Below are 18,085 nucleotides of genomic sequence, written 5' to 3' on the forward strand. Positions count from 1 at the left end.
TATGTGGGGTATCATTATCAGCATTGTGATGGCAGTCATTATCGGTGTAATCGGTGATGCACTTGCCGGTCATAACATGCCTGGAGGAATTATCGGTGCAATGGTTGCCGGATTTGCTGGAGCCTGGCTGGGTGCACTCTTGCTTGGTAACTGGGGACCGGTCATCGGTAACTTTGCCGTAATTCCTGCCATCATTGGTACAGCAGTCTTTGTCTTTTTGCTGGGGCTTGTGTCCAGACTGTTCAGACAGGCTGCCTGATCGTTCAACAAGGTGTTCGTTGTTTCGTATCCGTTTCTTAAATTGAAGAAGGAGTGATTTGACATGAATAAAGCAGAAGAACAATATCCTGTACAAAGCGGTTCCACTTTCGCCAAAGGAATTTTCATCGGAGGTTTGCTGGGAGCAGCTGCCGCACTACTCTTTGCCCCTAAACCAGGACGCGAATTGCGTGGTGACCTTTCCGAGAAAGTGGGGATCGTTACAGATCGCACGAAAGAAGTTGCAGCAGTTGTTGGTGATAAAGCTTCCGAACTGGCTAAAACGGTCTCTTCCAAAACTTCTGATATTGCAAAAACGGTAAACCAAGGACGTAATGACGTTATGGACTCCGTGAGAAAGGCTTCCGCTGATGTGGCGAATGAAGCATCCAAAGCATCGGAAGAAGTGGCAACTGCTTCCGTAGAAGCCAAGGAAGATGTACGTAAAGAAATAAACTCGACCAGCCTGTAAGGCTTTTGATCGAGTAACCAATAGCCAGCTGTATTCCAGCTGGCTATTTTTTATCCACTGTGAGATTAAAGGAGGAAGAGTATGAGTAAAGTCACAATGAACGGCAATACGCCTATTACCGGAGCAAAACCCGCACAACAGTATGATACCAGCGAACACCCTTTTGAATTGCGACATGAGGTCAAACGTCTGAATACACGGCTGGATCAGATTGCAGACAGTCTGGAAAAATCTCAAATCAAGGATATTATCGAAAACTACAGCAGTCCCAAAAAACGCATCATTACCAACTTTACCGCTGGTATGGCACGTGGTTTGGGTTTGACGGTAGGGACCTTCGTCGTTCTTGGTCTGCTCGCTTTTATTCTCAGTCAATTCGTAAACATGCCGATTGTGGGACAATATATCGCTGACTTACTGGGATACATTGAAGATTATAAAAAATAAAAGGTACAGGGTGAGGCTGACAAAGTCATCGCCTTCGTTTGCCATTGGCACGCTTCTCTGTTTCTTTGGCCGACGGCTGAGAGGACTTCACTTTGAGCAGATCCCCTGTCCAGCCCTTCATCATCATCCATACATACATGCCGATCATGCTAATGATTATAAGTGCAAGGACGAGTACAACACCCCATGTTTTGTCGATCCAAGGTAGATTCTCGAAGTTCATTCCCCATATGGCTCCTGCAGCCGTTGCGGGCGTGAATACCGAGGTCACAAGGGTCAGCGTCTTCATAATCTCATTGCCCCGCACTCCTGAAATGGCATTATCAATGGAGATCAGTGTGTCAATCTCTGTCTCATAATGTTTGAACAAACGTTCCATCCGTTCGATCCGGTGCTGAAGCTGCTGAAAAAAACGATTCTCTTTCAATTCATCCAGGTAGGCTTCCCTGGCGGCCGCCCTCAGCTCAGAATACGGAATGAACAGGTTGCTCCAATACAGGAGCTCAAATCTGGCCGCAAGGATCTGATCCATCAACGTGCGAGCATTGCGGGATTCCATCGTCCGCTCCAATTCCCTCAGATTCATCTCAAAATGATCCATACCCACATGGTAATAATGCAATATCGCACGAAAGAGCACAAACATGCCGTCCCGGGCTTCACTGCACTGTTGTAACATGGCGGCACGTTCACCTGTGTTCATAATACCTCTGGTATTGTCATCTACGTTCAAGGTAACCAGTCTTTCTTGATCCACATAGAAAAACATCTGATTATCTTTACGTTGGTCGTTTCTTTCATTCTTAACTGCATATAATAATGACCCGAATATCACGGGCTCCGTGCCGTTCATGAAGCGGACAGACAGGTAGTTGGACTCTACCTCCGGTATTTTGCGAAGCCAGTACTGCATTTCTGGAAATGCGCTCGTTAATTCCTCCAAGGCATCAGCCATACTCTCCAGATCCGGTGCCACCCAATCCCACCATTCCCAATGGTCTGAGTAGGTAACCTTGTCCCGACGCGCTTCCAGCTTGACTTGATCCACAATCACAAACATCCACTCCTGCATTCATACTGTTCATTAGGAAATCATTGATCCCAAAAAAAGGACACGTATGCATTCCATTGGAATCACGTGTCCTTCTCTATGCCGTGCTCAATATCATCACCGATCTGCGTCTCATAATAATGAAGCATTCGACATAATCTGTTTTAACTTCTCAGTGGCTCGCTTCTGGATACGGGATACACTCATTTGGGAGACTCCCAATTTCTGAGCTATTGCCCGCTGCGACTGGCCATCCTGAAATGCCAAAATAAGCACTTTTTGTTCCTGTTCCTTCAACTGTCCCAATGCCTGCTGCAAGTCCATCCGCTTCTCAACCGAATCGAAATCATTCACATCGGAACTGATCAGTTCGCCCAAAGTGGCTGCACTCTCATCCTGTGATAGCGGAGAATCCAGTGACACATAGTGGTAACATTCCCGACCAGCCAAGACTTCGATGGTTTCCTCAGGGGTTAAATCCAGGTATTCTGCAATCTCGTTCACACCCGGTGAACGCTCCAGCTTCACTGTCAATTCATCAATAGCATGCTGGACAAGTGCTCCCTTTTCCTTAATTCTGCGAGGCACCTGAATATACCAGGACTTGTCCCTTAAATAATTCTTCATATGACCGATCATGCTCTTCATGGCATAAGGTTCAAACGGAATACCGAGATTGATATCGTATTGCTTCAGCAAACGAATCAGAGCCATCTGCCCGGTCTGATACAAATCCTCATACAGATCGGGTCGATTCCGCGCAATTTTACCTGCTGCCATCTTCACCATCGGTTCATATTTGCGGATAAGAACTGTTGCAATTTCATTATCCTGGGTTTGCTGGTATTCCCAGATCAAACCTATTGCTTCAGACATGGACTCTGGGGGAGTCACTTTTTCATTCATACTTTCTCCTCACTTCTTGCAAGACGTTTTACGAGTACTACTTTCGTACCTTTGCCCGTCTCACTTTCCACACTGACATCGTCCATCAGAGCTTGCATCAGGTAAAAGCCAAGTCCACCGATTTGGGCATCTGTCAGCTCTTTGTCGTGAAGGCCTGCACGGGATACTGCCGGGTTAATATTCTCGAAGCTGGCTCCTTCATCTTTGACGGTAATAGCCAGCGTGTCATTATCCACTTCGAACACAACCTCAACCATGCCGCCTTCGTGTGAATAAGCATACAGTACGGAGTTGTTACAGGCTTCGGATACAGCAACCTTCATATCCTCAATGTCCTCATAAGAAAATCCCATTTTGGACGCAACACCATATAAATTGAGCCTTACAATATCAACGTAGTCAGCTGTCGCCGGTAAATTAAGGGTGACTCTTTGAACTTCTGCATTCATTCCTTTTTCGATCCTTTCCTATTGGGAATTCTTCTGTGAGACAAAGAATTTGGCAATACCCGTCATATCAAAAAGTTTCTGAATTTGCGCAGGAACTTCCTGTACTTCAAAGCGAGCTTCCATTCCATGCCGTGCTTTCAGAACAGATAACAGGATACCAATCCCTGTACTATCGATGTACTTCAAATCTTGCATGTTAATGATCAAATCTTGTTCCTTGTTGTCCACTAACGGCTCCATTACCAAACGGAATTCAGGAGCAACCGACAAATCCAGTTCGCCAGTCAGATACACCGTGCATACGCCGTCAAGTGTTTCTGTTCTTGCATTGAATTTTTCATTTTTATTAGTATTCATTAGACATCTCTCTCCTGATCAATGGTTTCTTTACCTAATAACCCATCTACAGCACATATGAAACAGTAATCGAATTAGCAAATATTTCAATTGGCCTGATTTATGGCCGATGTATTGGATCTGAACAATTGCCTTTCTTCCTGAAATCGGGACAACTTCTGTTTCACATTGCCCATTTTCACAGGTTTACTGATGTAATCGTCCATACCGACAGTGGAACATCGCTGTTGAATACCATCCATGACATTGGCGGTCATCGCTACAATAACAGGCTGCTGGTCTTGAGGAAGGCTCTCACGTATTCTGCGAGTACACTCCAATCCATCCATCACGGGCATTTGCAAATCCATAAATATATAATCATAGTTGCGGTTCGCCAAAACCATCTCCAGCGCCTTCTTGCCATCTTCGGCGATATCTGCGACGAGTCCAAGCTTACCCAGCATAATGGACATTAGTTTCTGATTAATAGGGTGATCATCAACGATTAATACACTTGGATGAATTTCATTATTTTTTTTAATGTCCGTAAGCTGATCTTCCCCCATACCTGTCGTCAGCTCCGTCTCGACATATCGCTGCGCCTGAATGGTAAATACAAACGTAGCACCACGCAGCTCTGACGTATCCAGATGTATTTTTCCACCCATCATTTCAACGAGCGTTTTGCATATAGCCAGCCCCAGACCGGTTCCACCATACTTGCGCGTCATGGATGTATCCAGTTGGGAAAACGGCTGAAACAGACGGTCTACTTTGTCTAGTGCTATGCCTATTCCTGTATCTTTTACAGCAAACTCCAGCGTCATTCGCCCGTCTTTTTCCTCATTAACGGATACGATCAGATACACGCCGCCATGGTCCGTGAACTTGATGGCATTGGCAATCAGATTCAACAAAACCTGGCGCAGCCTTGCCATATCTCCATAGATCAGTTCGGGTACCGAATCTTCCAGGAAATATTCCAGCTCAATATTCTTTTTGCCGGCTTCAGCCGCGAACAGTCTCAGTACTTCACGAATACAGGAAACAAGTTCGAACGGATGCTCTTCCAGCTCCATTTTGCCGGATTCCATCTTGGTGAAATCCAGAATATCGTTTATCACTGTAACGAGGGCATCCGCACTGCGACGTACAATGTCCGCGTATTCCTTCTGATCTTCCTTCAGTTCCGTTTCCATCAACAGATCAACCATACCGATGACACCATTCATCGGCGTACGAATCTCATGACTCATCATGGCAAGGAACTCGGTCTTTGCGTTTGCAGCGATTTCCGCTTCCTCTTTGGCCTGAATGAGCTGCTGATTCATTTTCTCCAGTTCCTGCGTCTTCTGATGCAGCAGCATCGTCTGTGTTTTCAAACGTTTATTCGTGATAAACATTTCTACAAAGCCCTCGATTTTGGATTTCAAAATCTGAGGGATAAACGGCTTGACCATATAATCAATGGCTCCTGCGGAATAACCTGCAAATAAGTGCTCTGCCTCTCTGCTATTTGCAGAGATGAAAATAATCGGCACGTCCTTGGACTTGTCACGCGCCTTGATTAACTTTGCTGTCTCAATTCCGTCCATCCCAGGCATCTGCACATCCAGCACAATGACCGCAAATTCGTCTTTCAGCAAACAGCGAAGTGCCTCTTCCCCGGAGGTTGCCTTGACGAGCTTGTACTGTTCCGATTCCAGAACCGCTTCGAGAGCGAGCAGGTTCTCGGGGCGGTCATCTACCAATAATATGTGGATTGGTTCATTGAGCCCCATGACTAAGCTTAACCCCCTATTTAATCTTCCGGTATATTTTTTCCGTCCGGTCTAACGGCTCGTAGGCATCGCTGAATTCCGTAAAATGTATCGATTCTTTAGATCCCAGAACAAGGATGCCGAAGTGGCTCAAACTTTCATGAAAAAGTCCGTGCACATGGTTTCGCAATTCATCATTGAAATAAATCATGACATTGCGGCAAAAAATCACATTAAACTCGTTAAATGACCGGTCTGTTGCCAAATTATGTTCGGCAAAAATAATATTTTTCCGTAAATAAGGATGAAATATAACGGAATTATATTTCGCAGTGTAATACTCCGAGAAAGCGCGGGTGCCCCCGGCTTCCAGATAATTTGTAGTATATAATTTCATTTTCTCAATGCCATATACGCCTTCCTTGGCCTGCTGCAATGAGCGATCATTCATATCTGTTGCGTATATTCTTGCCTTGTCGTATAGTCCTTCCTCATGCAGCATAATCGCCATAGAATAGACTTCCTCTCCTGTAGAACAGCCAGCATGCCATATCCGGATGTATGGATAAGTCCTCAGTACAGGAATAATCTGTTCCCGAAAGAACCGAAACAAGGTTGGATCACGAAACATTTCCGTTACAGGGATGGACAGATTCTGTACAAAACGATCAAATACAGCACGGTCATGAAGCACTTTCTCCTGTAAACCCGAAATGGTCTTCAGCCCTTCGGCATGTACATAATGCCAGATTCTGCGTCTTAACGACGGTAATGCGTAGTTCCTAAAATCATATCCATATAAACGGTGCATACCTTCCAACAGCAACTCGATCTCGATCAGTTCACGCTCTTCATCTTGCGGCATGCGGATCGATTCTGCCTCCGCCTCGGTAGGTTCCCACGGTGTCATATCTTCTCTCCACTTCTTCATTTGTTACTTGCGTAATAGATGTATTGTCCTTCATTACCCAAACTATCGGGTTACGAATACAGCCATACCCGCATTAAGGATAACAATTGATCCGTTTGGATTGGTTTTTTCACATAATCGGATGCTCCAGCCTCGATACACTTGCCACGATCCTCTTTCATCGCTTTTGCGGTTAAGGCAATAATTGGCAATTTTTCGAACTTCGGTATCTGTCTAATCCGCGTCATGGCCTCATAACCGTCCATCTCCGGCATCATCATGTCCATTAATACCAGATCGATTTCCGGGTTCTTATCCAGAATCTCCAGAGCTTCACGGCCGTTCTCTGCAAATGTCACATCCATGCGATAGCCTTCAAGCACGCTTGAAAGGGCAAATACATTACGGATGTCGTCATCCACTAGCAATATTTTCTTGCCTTCAAACAAGGTTTCCTTATTATGCAGCTTCTGCAGAATTCGACGCTTGTCTTCCGGCAGATTAGCTTCTACCCGGTGCAAGAACAAGGTCGTCTCATCGAGCAGACGTTCAGGTGACTTCACGTCCTTGATGATAATGGACTCCGCATATTTGCGAAGCTTCATCTCTTCTTTGCTGTCCAGCTCTTTACCTGTATAAATAATGATCGGAAGATCATTCAAATACTGATCGTCCCGAATCTGGTCAAGCAGCTCGAATCCGGTCATATCTGTCAGCATCAAATCCAGAACCATGCAATCATAGCGTTGACTGTGCAATTCATTCAAGGCCTCACTGCCAGTGGACACTGCTGTAATTGCGACATCATCGTGTCCAATCAATTCAATGATGGCTTTCCGCTGTATTTCATCATCTTCCACAATCAATAGGCGTTTCAATTGATTCTCTGTATAGGATTCGATATGCGAGAAAGCTTTATCCAGCGAATCTTTACTGGAAGGTTTTTTCAGATAAGCAATGGCTCCCATCATCAAACCTTGTTTCATATCATCAATAACCGAGATGACATGTACCGGGATATGACGTGTCGCCGAGCTGCTTTTCAACTCACCCAGAATCGCCCAGCCATCCATCACAGGCAACTGAATATCGAGGATAATCGCATCCGGCAAATATTGACGGGCCATTTCGAGTCCTTTATCTCCCTGAACCGCCACAATAGCCTTGAATCCTCTGCCTCTCGCCATATCCATCAAAATGTGCGCAAAATTCACATCGTCCTCAATGATGAGGAGAATTTTGTCACCTTCCGAAAGGTTTTCCTGATCATCCTCCAATTGTACAGGTACAGGGGAGTCGGATTGAGGCAGCTCCATAATTGAAATGCTTTCCGGATCAGGTGTCAGCAAGGTCTGTCTGCCTGAACGTATCGTCTGTGAGTCTCTTCCGAAGTTTTCAAGCTCAGAAGCAGCAGCGGCTTCTCTTGCCACACCGTCCACCTGAACCTCCTCTTCGTGATTATCCGGCAAGAACAAGGTAAAGCTACTGCCCACACCTTCGGAAGACTCAACCTGAATAGCACCGCCAAGCAGGCGGGCAAGTTCTCGACTTATGGACAATCCCAGGCCCGTGCCGCCATATTTGCGGCTGGTTGTACCGTCTACCTGCTGGAATGCTTCAAAGATCAGATCCGTCTTGTCGGAAGGAATTCCGATGCCGGTATCCTTCACAGTAAAGCCTACGTATTCCTGGTTCGTATTCAGATACCCAGGAAGATCTTCTTTCTTCATCTTCCGTCCAATCAGGCTTACAGATCCCCGGTTGGTAAACTTAAACGCGTTCGACAACAGATTCCGCAAAATTTGTTTGACGCGATGGCTGTCGGTATATACCCATTCCGGCAAATTGCTGTCGAACTCAATGTTCAGGCTGAGTTCTTTTTTATTCGCCATTGGGCCAAAATTCTGTTGAACAAAGCTGGTCAGTTCTTCCATCCGCATCGTTTCATAATTGATATCCATTTTACCTGCGTCCACTTTGGACAGATCCAAAATTTCATCAATCATTTTCAGCAAGTCCGCACCGGACATATAGATCGTCTGCGCATATTCCTGCTGTTTAACACTCAGGTTTCCATCCTTATTCTCCGATAACAATTGGGACAGGATCAGAAGACTGTTAAGTGGTGTACGTAGTTCATGCGACATATTGGCCAAAAATTCCGACTTGTACTTGCTTGTCATCGACAATTGCATCGCTTGCTGTTCCAACTGTGTTTTGGTTTTCTCGATCTCGTCGTTCTTCTCTTCCACTTCACGCACCTGTTCTTCCAGTGCACGAGTCTTGGCAATCAGTTCTGTATTAAAGTGCTCTAATTCTTCCTGTTGACGCTGCAACAGTTCTTCAGAACGTTTGAGAGCCCCCGTCTGTTCTTCCAAATTCTCATTGGAACGGCGCAGCTCCTCTTGCTGTGTCTGAAGCTCTTCAGACTGCACCTGCAATTCCTCTGTGAGCGCCTGGGATTCACGCAGCAGTTCTTCCACTCTCAAACGGCGACGAACGTTGTTGAGAATGACACCCAGATTCATAATCAGTTGCGAGAACAACTGTGTATGCAGATTCGTGAACCCTTCAAATGAAGCCAGTTCGACAACACCAATCAGTTCATCCTCAAATACGACAGGATAGATCATCACACCCGAAGCACGCGATGATCCCGTTGCTGATCCGATGTTCACATAATCTTCAGGCGTTTTCTCCAGAATAATTGGCGCCATATCCAATGCCGCTTGACCAATCAATCCCTCGCCAATACGGTAAACCTCTTTGCCAACATCTTTATTCTCTTCAAACGCGTATGCACCATAACGTCTCAGTTCATCCGGATGCTTCTCTTCATCGATCAGGTATACGACGCCTAGTTGAGCTCCAAGCACAGGTGTGAATTCACTGATAAACATCTGTGAGATCTGGCGAATCGATCCTATACCCCGCAATAATTCCGGAACTCTGGCTATGTTGGAACTCATCCAGTTTTGATCCTGCTGCGCTTGTAAATAAGCTTTCTCGACTTCCAGTTTTTCTTCCAAATCATTGGAGACATCCTTGAACACACTGGCAATCTGACCAATCTCGTCGGTAGACTTCACCTGAATACGGCGAATGGTTCGATAACGCCCTTTGCCAAAGCTGGTGATCATCATGGACACGGTATTCAGCCCCCGTGTAATACTTGGCAGCACCCACATAATGACACCAAATGCAAGTAACAATCCTGCAATCATGATGGCTACGGTAATCTGAACCGCGCGCATATAGGCTGCGTTCGCATCTTTAATCTCGGTATCTATCTCCTGGTCCTGATAACGGGACAGGGCATTCAGGCTGTCTACCGCTTCCTTTTGCACCGCCAAACCGGTAGAATTCCGGTAGTTATTGGCATCTTCTGCCCGATTCTGTGACATCAAACTGACCTGTCTCTCGGCGTAAGCATTGTAAGCTTCCCAGGCCGTATTCACACGATCTACCAGTTGGTGCTCTGGTGCGCTGTCCGCCCGATCCCGCACTTCCTCCAGGTAGCGTTCACCATTTTCCTGCATTTCCTTCAGATCACCGTCCGCGGCACTAATCGAATTATTGGGATTTAACAACAAGTTAGCCAGCACTTTGGCTATATCATTGACCTCTCCACGTGCAGCAGAAGTATACCTGACTTTGAGGTATCGCTCTTGATACATCTGATCCAGCTGTTTATTGCTGCTGTTCAGCCGTTCGTAACTCACAAACGTAAGCACAATCATGATGGCCATCAGAGCGGTAAAGCCAATCAGCAGTTTATTTCTGATCTTCATTCAGCTTCGACCCCTTTGTTTAAGGTAATCCATACCAAACATTTATCATCATCACGCTCCTGCGGAATCTCATCATCGAAGAACAACGCCTGCATGGCCGCTTCATCCCACTGGTGGGAACCCGCCAGATGTTCCTTCAGAAACGCCTGCTGCATTTCCTGATCACCTTGAACAGCTTCAGTCAAACCATCCGTATAAAGTGCAATGTGACCATCACCTTCATAGTGAATCGTCTGTGGTTCAATATCCATCTTGTCGAACAGGCCTACAGGACAGCAGACGCTGTCAAACGTTGTCACACTTCCGTCGTGACGGAAAAAGAGTGCTGGCGGATGGCCTGCATTCACATAATCAATCCGCTTCATGCGTGTATCTACGACCAGATATATCGCTGTAAAATAGTACTGTACCAGCTGTTTTTCCAGATGCAACTGATTAAAGCGACGATTCAGCTCCTGAATAACCTTTTCCGGGTCCACATACGTTGTAACCGTGTCTTTCAACACGGAAGCAATAAACATGGTAAATAGGGATGAAGATATCCCATGCCCCATCATATCCAGCAGTAGTACCCCATATCTGCCTTCGCCAAGCGGGTACCATGAATACAGATCACCCGCAAGTTCAAAGGAAGGCTTATAAATGGCATTAACGTGAAACAACGGATCTTCAATAGCGGGACTTAACACAGCATTCTGTACCATCGCCGCAAGCTTCAGCTCATCCTGAATCCGCTGATCACGCTCTTTATGCCAGTCCTTCTCCTGCTTCAGACGAAGCGCAAGACGGATTCTGGCCATCAGTTCGACTTTGTTAATCGGTTTGGTCACATAATCGGATGCCCCTGCATCGAGCGCCTCGGCCAATTTCTTGGAATCTCCGATCGCGGTTACCATAATAATAGGTATATCCTTGAGATTTTCGAATTTCTGCACAATACTGCATGCTTCGATTCCATCCATCTCCGGCATCATCATATCTAGCAAAATCAGGTCAATATCCGACGGCTTGGGACGAAGTTCATTGTTTTCCTCACCAATCCCAAGGACTTCAAACATCTCCATAGCAGAACTTGCCGTTACAATGTCACGATAGTTTTCTTTTTTCAGAATTTCTCGAATGATAATGACATTCGTCGGATTGTCGTCAACAATAAGTATTCTCATTTCTATCTCCTTATCTATGGCGTCCGGGTTTGTCGATTCTTATCAGGTCAGCTAACAACCTTAATTATACAAATTTCGCATACAACACAGCGGTAGACATAATAATTCCTAGTATAACTATAATTGTATCATCAGAAAACTTCTATCAGTAAATGGCACCATCGCAGGAGAATTCACCCGCTCGCTACCCTGTTTTTGCTGCGTTCTGATCCCGCTTCCAAACTTGCAAAAACATAGATAAGGAATGGGGATATCCCCATTCCTTATCTATGTTTTTGGTTAAGCATTTTGCGTCATCAACTTGAAAGCTCTTTTGAATGATGCAAAATACTTGGTTCTGAAGCTTGTCCATTCTCAGAAGGCTCCAGCTTACGTGTGTGTATCGGCTAAGCTATTCTTTCTTTTTGGCAATCACAAGTACTTTGCCTTTATCGAGTTCACTCTCATAAAAATCTGCCTCAGCTTCGGTGAAGCCCATCGAAACAATTTTGGCCCGGAGTTCATCACCGCGGGAGCGGAACAGATTCGCCAAGGAATCAAATACGCCTTCTTCCTTGATGCCAATCTCTTTGGCATCTGCCGTATCAGCAATCCGATCTGTACGATCCTTTTCATGGGCTAGAACGAAGATATGATCAGCAAGGTATCCGGTAATCTGCAATTCTTTCACCGCTTCTACCGCTTGGACTCCGTTTTCTACCACTTTTGCATAAGCTTGCGCATTGGTTGAATTCATCGTTTCCACTCTCCTCTGATTTGATCTTCTTTATCGAGCTACTTAGTATATAACCATACGATATCGGGTTGAAACGTTTCTTGGATTAATCAATCCTAGGAAACCGATTCGTCAAAGAGGTCTATTCCTTCAATATGATTGGAGCCTGACTTCATATATACCTTCAGCGCCTGATTCCCTCGAAGGAATACTTCTCCATCCTCTGCTACATAATACGGCTTGCCCAACACATCTCGAATGGCCTCAATATTCATCTGAATCCATTCCTGATTAAGCTTCAGACGTTTTTCGGAAGCATCAATATGCACGTAATTGACGACTCCTGTATCTTCACAGAACCCAACCGTTACATCTTTGAATTGATACTCAGGGCAACCCAGATATGGATCAAGTTCCCTATGAACCGGCTGGCCTTTATTGGCTAAAATATCATTCATGCTGTCATCCAGAGAAATGTCATTCAGAGTCCGAAAGTGCTGGACAGTTCCGGATCGATCAGAAGCCAGAATGATCTCTGGTGTTTCCTCTTCCACTACCGTCCATTGCATATCATGAGCAGCGGGTACCGCTGCCGGTTGAACGGAAAAGGGAGAAATTACGCTAAACATAACAAGCAGTAGTTTCATCATGATTCTCACCCCTTCGTCAGGTTCATCACCGCTCTGAAGACTTCTATTGATTACAAAACGGTCATGCTATTTCCGCATACGTTGCCACACACTAGCCGCTACATCTACATATTTCAGCCAGCTTTTCCCGCCCTTGGCATCTTCCTGATATGTAGATTCATAGGATTGCAGTGTCCGATCTGTCGGTGTAGCAGGCGGCGTCTGTACCACATTCGCTACTTCTGAACGTTTACTCTGCTCGGTGCTGCTGCGTTTCGTCTGAAACTTGGCCATCAATGTGGATGACACCTGCTTCGCTGCTTCCGTCACTTCGTTCAGCACTTCACCCAGATTCTGTACGGATTCCATAACAGGATCAATTTGTTTCATTTTGTGCTGCACATCCACTGTAATATCATTGGCATGCCTTACTGTCTGTTTGACCTCATAACTAAGCTCATCTATGGTCTTCTGAACTTCCTGCAGTGTCTGTGACACATTGTCGAGTGAACCCTGAGCGGACTTCAAGGTACGAATTAAAAAGAATACAAGTACTGCAAATGCAATTGCAATTAAAGCCACACTAATTTGATAGATCATAAAAGAACCTCACTTTCAGTATAAATCGGTTTTGTTATTGCTTAGTTACCCGACCCATTCCGAGGCGAAACAAATAGGATATGAACGGTGAAAACAACCCCACCTGGTAAAATATCGCAATGTTTCAACCCAAATGGCCTCGGTTAAAGAACAACTACACACGGCAGTGAGACGAACACTTCTCGCTACCAAGTTCTATAAACGAAAGGATGATACCCATGCTGAAATGGTCGGTACTATTTCTAATTATTGCTCTTGTTGCAGGTATTTTCGGATTCTTCGGTATTGTTGAGGCAGCTGCTTCCATTGCCAAGGTACTCTTCTTCATCTTTGTTGTACTGTTCGTCATCTCCCTGATTACGGGACGCAGCCGAATGCGATAAATGGGGCTTCCCCAATATGAATTTGATACATACAAAAGCCTATCGCGCTTGCAAAAGCCGGTAGGCTTTTGTACGTTCAGATCTTTTTTGCAACAATTGTTTCCCAAGCAGATTGCGGCTTATCTCTATTATGTATTACGCTCCCTTCTGGTCTATTCCATCGCTTCTCCCCGATTACATCATAAAAACAAGACCATTATGACATAGACAACCCGGTTTTCTCCCACCAAAGTATGATATTTACAGGCTCCCCTTATACCCACATTTGCTCCAGTTGACACTGGAGAATCCAAGAAAATATTGTTATAATTTGTGATTCACAAGTGAGCTCGCTTGGTTACTTTTAACACAGGACAACAAACTACATATCTAACCGAGGAGGAAAAACAAATGAAAAAAATCGTAAGTTTTGCCGCTGCTCTGACTTTGATGGGTTCCATGGCTGCTGCCGCAGGTGCTGAGGAAGCGGTTACCGGAACGGCAGCTCCAGAAACGGGGACTCCGACCACCACAACAACGCCGGCTGTTGAAGTGAACAAACCTGCTATAGACACTGTAGAAGGCACAGCTGAGACCGTAACTGGCACAACAGTAGACACAACGGGTACAGAAGGTACTTCAACGACTACTGAAACAACAACTTCAACAAAGGATGACAAAATCTTTGATGAGCCTGTTGTAAAAGCAGGAGATGAGGTTCTGGTTCCTACAATGCTGCTCAACCTGTTGGAGCGCACATGGTTCTATGATGCACCTAATGGTAAACCAATCGGTGCACTGGGTTCCCAAGTCATTGATACGACAGGTGAAGTTGTAGATGGATTCGATGGTGGTCAATGGGTACAAGTGTATACATGGAAAGGTAAAGCCTGGATCCACGTTGCTATTCAATAGTATCGTATAATCGTTCTAACGATAAGTAAAGAGGACAGCGCGCAGGCAGCGGCTGTCCTCTTTTTCAATTTAAATGAGCTTATTCCGGTTTGTCCCTGCCGGTTTCAAGAGCTTCCGGTCGCTCCTTCTATCTTCGGCTCCACATGCACATGTACATGCATAATATTATGTGATCGTTTCAAACGCTCTTCGACCCGGTCACAGATCTGATGACCTTCGATCAAGCTCAGTCCTCCATCCACCTCGATAACCACATCCACCAGGACATGACTGCCGTGTACACGCGCCTTTACATCCTTGATCATTTCCACACCTGGAACCCGAGCTACAGAGGATCTTAAGTCTGTCAGTTCTTTCTGATCAAATCCGTCTGTCAGACGATGTGTTGAATCACGGAAAATCTCCCAAGCTGTCTTACAGATCAACAGACCTACAGCAATTGCAGCTACTTTGTCCAACCAAGGAAGGCCAAATTGTGCACCGATGATCCCGATCGCAGCCCCTATGCTGACCCAGGCATCCGAACGATTATCTTTGGCCGCAGCCATCAGGGCCTGACTGTTAATTTGTTTGGCAAGACGATGGTTGTAACGATATACGCCCAGCATGACCAGCGCACAGACAACGGCAACTGCTGCTGACCACAGGTTTGGTGCTACAAAGTTTCCTTCATACCAGGAACGAACCGCTTCAACCAATACCTGCAGGCCAACCATAGCCATAATAAATGAAGCAATTAGGGCAGCGACCGTTTCCGCTCTAAAGTGACCATAAGCATGATCGGAATCAGGTGGCTTCTGGGATATGCGAAGCCCGATCAATACAGCAACCGACGCCACAATATCTGTAAGGTTATTAAAACCATCCGCCAGCAAAGCGCTGGAAGCAAACAAATATCCACAGATCAACTTAAAAGCAGACAAGACCAGATAGGCCACAATACTGACCCAAGCCCCCCGCTCTCCTTTGCGTATTTCTTCATAGGCGTTCAAACCGGGCGACACTCCTTTAACGTTTCGTATTACGGTTGTTCCATGTTACCAAATGCGTACCGTGTGGGTCTATAGAAACAGTGTTGCTAAGCTGCATTGCTGTAGGGAAGCCGAAACAAAGTTGCCAGACCGCAGGGCTGTAGGTGAAGAGAAAAAATGTTGGCCCAGTCAAAAAAGTGAAGGATTTCAGCATTTTATCAGGTTGCCCTTGTGGGGCTTTTGTAAAACGTATAAAATGAGTACATCCCGTCCAATTTGGACGGCTTACTGTAAGACCGGGAGGGAAATAACGATGAGCGATAATAACGAACCGAAAAAGGTCAGTTTGCAGGATGCCATACGCCAGAAACTGGCGCAGAAGAAAGAACAGGCAAACACAGGTAACCAGTCCAGTGCCTATTTTGAAGGCGGCCCCAAAGCAATGAAGAGCCAAAACAACAAAAAGCCTAACAATCAGCGCCGCCGTACTGGCGGGTCCTAGACCTAGACCGCAAGAAGCTCTTGTATGAGATGTTTCTATGGTTACAGGATCACCCTGTATGACCCAAAAAAGAACCGCAAGCCTCCTCTGGAGAGCTTGCGGTTCTTTTTTTATCCTCTATAAAAACGTACAGTTAACTGCGTTAACCATATTCAATGTAGACAGAATAGCTTATCTTAAGCTTCTACCGGATACATTTTGTTACGTAGTTCTTTAATTTCGTCACTTTCCAGATACTCATCATAGCTCATTTGGCGATCAATGATGCCGTTTGGCGTGATTTCAATAATCCGGTTAGCGATGGTTTGAATAAACTGATGGTCATGCGATGTAAACAGCATGGTGCCGTCAAAGTCAATCATACCATTGTTCAGTGCGGTAATGGACTCCAGATCCAAGTGGTTCGTTGGCTCATCCAGAATCAGGGCGTTAGCGCCTGTTTGCATCATTTTCGCCAGCATACAGCGAACTTTCTCGCCCCCGGAGAGTACACTTGCTTTCTTCAGGGATTCTTCGCCTGAGAACAGCATACGACCCAAGAATCCACGCAGGTACGTTTCATCCTGATCTTTGGAATATTGACGAAGCCAATCCACGAGACTCATATCTACGCCGTCAAAATATTTGGAGTTGTCTTTCGGGAAATAAGCTTGAGTTGTAGTAATACCCCAAGTGTATTCGCCACTATCCGCTTCTGTTTCACCCATAAGGATATCAAACAACAACGATTTGGCATTACCATTCGGGCCAACAAAGGCAATCTTATCCCCTTTATTCACCACAAAGCTGAGATCATTCAGCATGCTCACACCATCAATTGTTTTATTGATACGGTCAACGGTCAACAATTGTTTACCCGCTTCGCGCTCAGGTTTGAAGTTGATGAATGGATATTTCCGGTTCGATGGACGAAGATCATCCAACGTGATTTTGTCGAGTTGTTTCTTACGTGAAGTCGCTTGCTTTGATTTGGAAGCATTCGCAGAGAAACGTTGAATAAAGGCTTGCAGCTCTTTAATCTTCTCTTCTTTTTTCTTGTTAGCATCACGTTGCAAAGCAAGTGCCAATTGGCTGGATTCATACCAGAAATCGTAGTTACCTACGTACAGCTGGATTTTACCAAAATCGATATCGGCAATGTGTGTACATACTTTGTTCAGGAAGTGACGGTCATGGGATACCACAATAACGGTGCCTTCATAGTCCATGAGGAAGTTTTCCAGCCATTGAATGGATTCGAGGTCCAAGTGGTTGGTAGGCTCATCGAGCAACAGGTTGTTTGGACGACCAAACAAGGCTTGTGCAAGCAGGACACGAACTTTTTCGTTACCGCTCAGATCAACCATTTTCTTCTCATGCATGTCACGTTCGATACCTAGACCGATCAGGAGTGCCGCTGCATCCGGCTCAGCATCCCAGCCATTCAACTCAGCAAACTCCCCTTCAAGCTCACCTGCACGCAAACCATCTTCTTCCGTAAAGTCCGCTTTGGCGTACAGTGAGTCCTTCTCCTTCATAATGGAATAAAGACGGCTGTGGCCCATAATTACCGTTTCAAGAACCGGGTACTCATCATATTCAAAGTGGTTTTGCTTCAAAACGGCCATGCGTTCGCCCGGGGTGATGTGCACCTCTCCCGAGTTTGCTTCAATTTCACCGGACAAAATTTTCAAAAATGTTGATTTGCCGGCTCCGTTGGCGCCGATCAGACCGTAACAGTTGCCTGGCGTGAACTTGATATTCACATCTTCAAAAAGTGCACGTTTTCCGTAGCGGAGCGTGATGCCGCTTGTACTAATCATTAAGCATACCATCCTTTATTTAATATTCTGCATACTGCAT

Annotated in this window: 19 protein-coding genes; 6 read left to right on the top strand and 13 right to left on the bottom strand. The window is 45.5% G+C overall.

The window, feature by feature from the left end; all coding sequences use genetic code 11:
* The first annotated feature begins 1 nt into the window (after position 1).
* The 3 genes from BMW94_RS18115 to BMW94_RS18125 all read left to right on the top strand — a co-directional run bounded on the left by BMW94_RS18115 (position 2) and on the right by BMW94_RS18125 (position 1,177).
* Positions 2–259 carry a GlsB/YeaQ/YmgE family stress response membrane protein gene (locus BMW94_RS18115; protein ID WP_063566604.1) on the top strand — a complete coding sequence of 86 codons (258 nt, stop codon included), beginning with the start codon at positions 2–4 and terminating at the stop codon, positions 257–259.
* Between the two features lie 63 nt (positions 260–322).
* The gene (locus BMW94_RS18120; RefSeq protein WP_090904722.1) at positions 323–730 is read left to right on the top strand and encodes a YtxH domain-containing protein; all 408 of its coding nucleotides are present in this window, start codon (positions 323–325) and stop codon (positions 728–730) included.
* A 96-nt stretch (positions 731–826) separates the two neighbouring features.
* A complete protein-coding gene (locus BMW94_RS18125) occupies positions 827–1,177 on the top strand; it encodes a DUF5665 domain-containing protein (RefSeq protein WP_244193000.1) in 351 nt (116 codons plus the stop codon).
* Between the two features lie 25 nt (positions 1,178–1,202).
* On the opposite strand, the gene BMW94_RS18130 is transcribed toward BMW94_RS18125, so the two are convergent.
* The 11 genes from BMW94_RS18130 to BMW94_RS18180 form a co-directional block, all read right to left on the bottom strand.
* Positions 1,203–2,231, bottom strand: coding sequence for a magnesium transporter CorA family protein (locus tag BMW94_RS18130; RefSeq protein WP_254790283.1), 1,029 nt, complete (start codon positions 2,229–2,231; stop codon positions 1,203–1,205).
* A gap of 129 nt (positions 2,232–2,360) precedes the next feature.
* Complete coding sequence (locus tag BMW94_RS18135; protein WP_024631358.1) at positions 2,361–3,134, bottom strand: sigma-70 family RNA polymerase sigma factor; 774 nt, start codon at positions 3,132–3,134, stop codon at positions 2,361–2,363.
* Entirely contained in the window at positions 3,131–3,583 is a 453-nt protein-coding gene (gene rsbW, locus BMW94_RS18140) for an anti-sigma B factor RsbW (RefSeq protein ID WP_063566601.1), read from the bottom strand. The genes BMW94_RS18135 and rsbW overlap by 4 nt, the downstream gene beginning before the upstream one ends.
* Before the next feature lie 18 nt (positions 3,584–3,601).
* Positions 3,602–3,940, bottom strand: coding sequence for an STAS domain-containing protein (locus BMW94_RS18145; RefSeq protein ID WP_063566600.1), 339 nt, complete (start codon positions 3,938–3,940; stop codon positions 3,602–3,604).
* A gap of 86 nt (positions 3,941–4,026) precedes the next feature.
* Entirely contained in the window at positions 4,027–5,703 is a 1,677-nt protein-coding gene (locus BMW94_RS18150; protein WP_091000407.1) for a response regulator, read from the bottom strand.
* A 16-nt stretch (positions 5,704–5,719) separates the two neighbouring features.
* Positions 5,720–6,592 carry a CheR family methyltransferase gene (locus tag BMW94_RS18155; protein WP_175480752.1) on the bottom strand — a complete coding sequence of 291 codons (873 nt, stop codon included), beginning with the start codon at positions 6,590–6,592 and terminating at the stop codon, positions 5,720–5,722.
* 71 nt (positions 6,593–6,663) lie between these two features.
* Entirely contained in the window at positions 6,664–10,383 is a 3,720-nt protein-coding gene (locus BMW94_RS18160; protein ID WP_091000408.1) for a response regulator, read from the bottom strand.
* Positions 10,380–11,549, bottom strand: a complete 1,170-nt coding sequence (locus BMW94_RS18165; protein ID WP_091000409.1) for a PP2C family protein-serine/threonine phosphatase — start codon at positions 11,547–11,549, stop codon at positions 10,380–10,382. The genes BMW94_RS18160 and BMW94_RS18165 overlap by 4 nt, the downstream gene beginning before the upstream one ends.
* Positions 11,550–11,940: 391 nt before the next feature.
* Positions 11,941–12,285: a YflT domain-containing protein gene (locus BMW94_RS18170; protein WP_064640589.1), complete on the bottom strand. Its 345-nt coding sequence runs from the start codon at positions 12,283–12,285 to the stop codon at positions 11,941–11,943.
* Positions 12,286–12,380: 95 nt separating this feature from the next.
* Positions 12,381–12,914 (bottom strand): hypothetical protein, encoded by a 534-nt coding sequence (locus BMW94_RS18175; protein ID WP_091000410.1) that lies wholly within the window; start codon positions 12,912–12,914, stop codon positions 12,381–12,383.
* Between the two features lie 66 nt (positions 12,915–12,980).
* Positions 12,981–13,493, bottom strand: coding sequence for a DUF948 domain-containing protein (locus tag BMW94_RS18180; RefSeq protein ID WP_091000411.1), 513 nt, complete (start codon positions 13,491–13,493; stop codon positions 12,981–12,983).
* Between the two features lie 218 nt (positions 13,494–13,711).
* Between BMW94_RS18180 and BMW94_RS18185 the strand changes: the two genes are divergently transcribed.
* Both BMW94_RS18185 and BMW94_RS18190 read left to right on the top strand, forming a co-directional pair.
* A complete protein-coding gene (locus BMW94_RS18185; RefSeq protein WP_017692264.1) occupies positions 13,712–13,876 on the top strand; it encodes a DUF1328 domain-containing protein in 165 nt (54 codons plus the stop codon).
* Positions 13,877–14,266: 390 nt separating this feature from the next.
* On the top strand, positions 14,267–14,770 hold the full coding sequence (locus BMW94_RS18190) for a hypothetical protein (RefSeq protein ID WP_091000412.1): 504 nt from the start codon (positions 14,267–14,269) through the stop codon (positions 14,768–14,770).
* Between the two features lie 104 nt (positions 14,771–14,874).
* Here BMW94_RS18190 and BMW94_RS18195 read toward each other — a convergent pair whose 3' ends face one another.
* Positions 14,875–15,762, bottom strand: a complete 888-nt coding sequence (locus BMW94_RS18195; protein WP_091000413.1) for a cation diffusion facilitator family transporter — start codon at positions 15,760–15,762, stop codon at positions 14,875–14,877.
* 292 nt (positions 15,763–16,054) lie between these two features.
* Here BMW94_RS18195 and BMW94_RS18200 point away from each other — a divergent pair, with 292 nt between their 5' ends.
* Positions 16,055–16,243 carry a hypothetical protein gene (locus tag BMW94_RS18200; protein WP_063566591.1) on the top strand — a complete coding sequence of 63 codons (189 nt, stop codon included), beginning with the start codon at positions 16,055–16,057 and terminating at the stop codon, positions 16,241–16,243.
* Between the two features lie 176 nt (positions 16,244–16,419).
* Here BMW94_RS18200 and BMW94_RS18205 read toward each other — a convergent pair whose 3' ends face one another.
* Positions 16,420–18,045: an ABC-F family ATP-binding cassette domain-containing protein gene (locus BMW94_RS18205; RefSeq protein ID WP_091000414.1), complete on the bottom strand. Its 1,626-nt coding sequence runs from the start codon at positions 18,043–18,045 to the stop codon at positions 16,420–16,422.
* Between the last annotated feature and the right edge of the window lie 40 nt (positions 18,046–18,085).

Origin of the sequence: Paenibacillus sp. OK003, from assembly GCF_900109515.1 — a bacterium.
GTDB classification, from domain to species: domain Bacteria; phylum Bacillota; class Bacilli; order Paenibacillales; family Paenibacillaceae; genus Paenibacillus; species Paenibacillus marchantiae.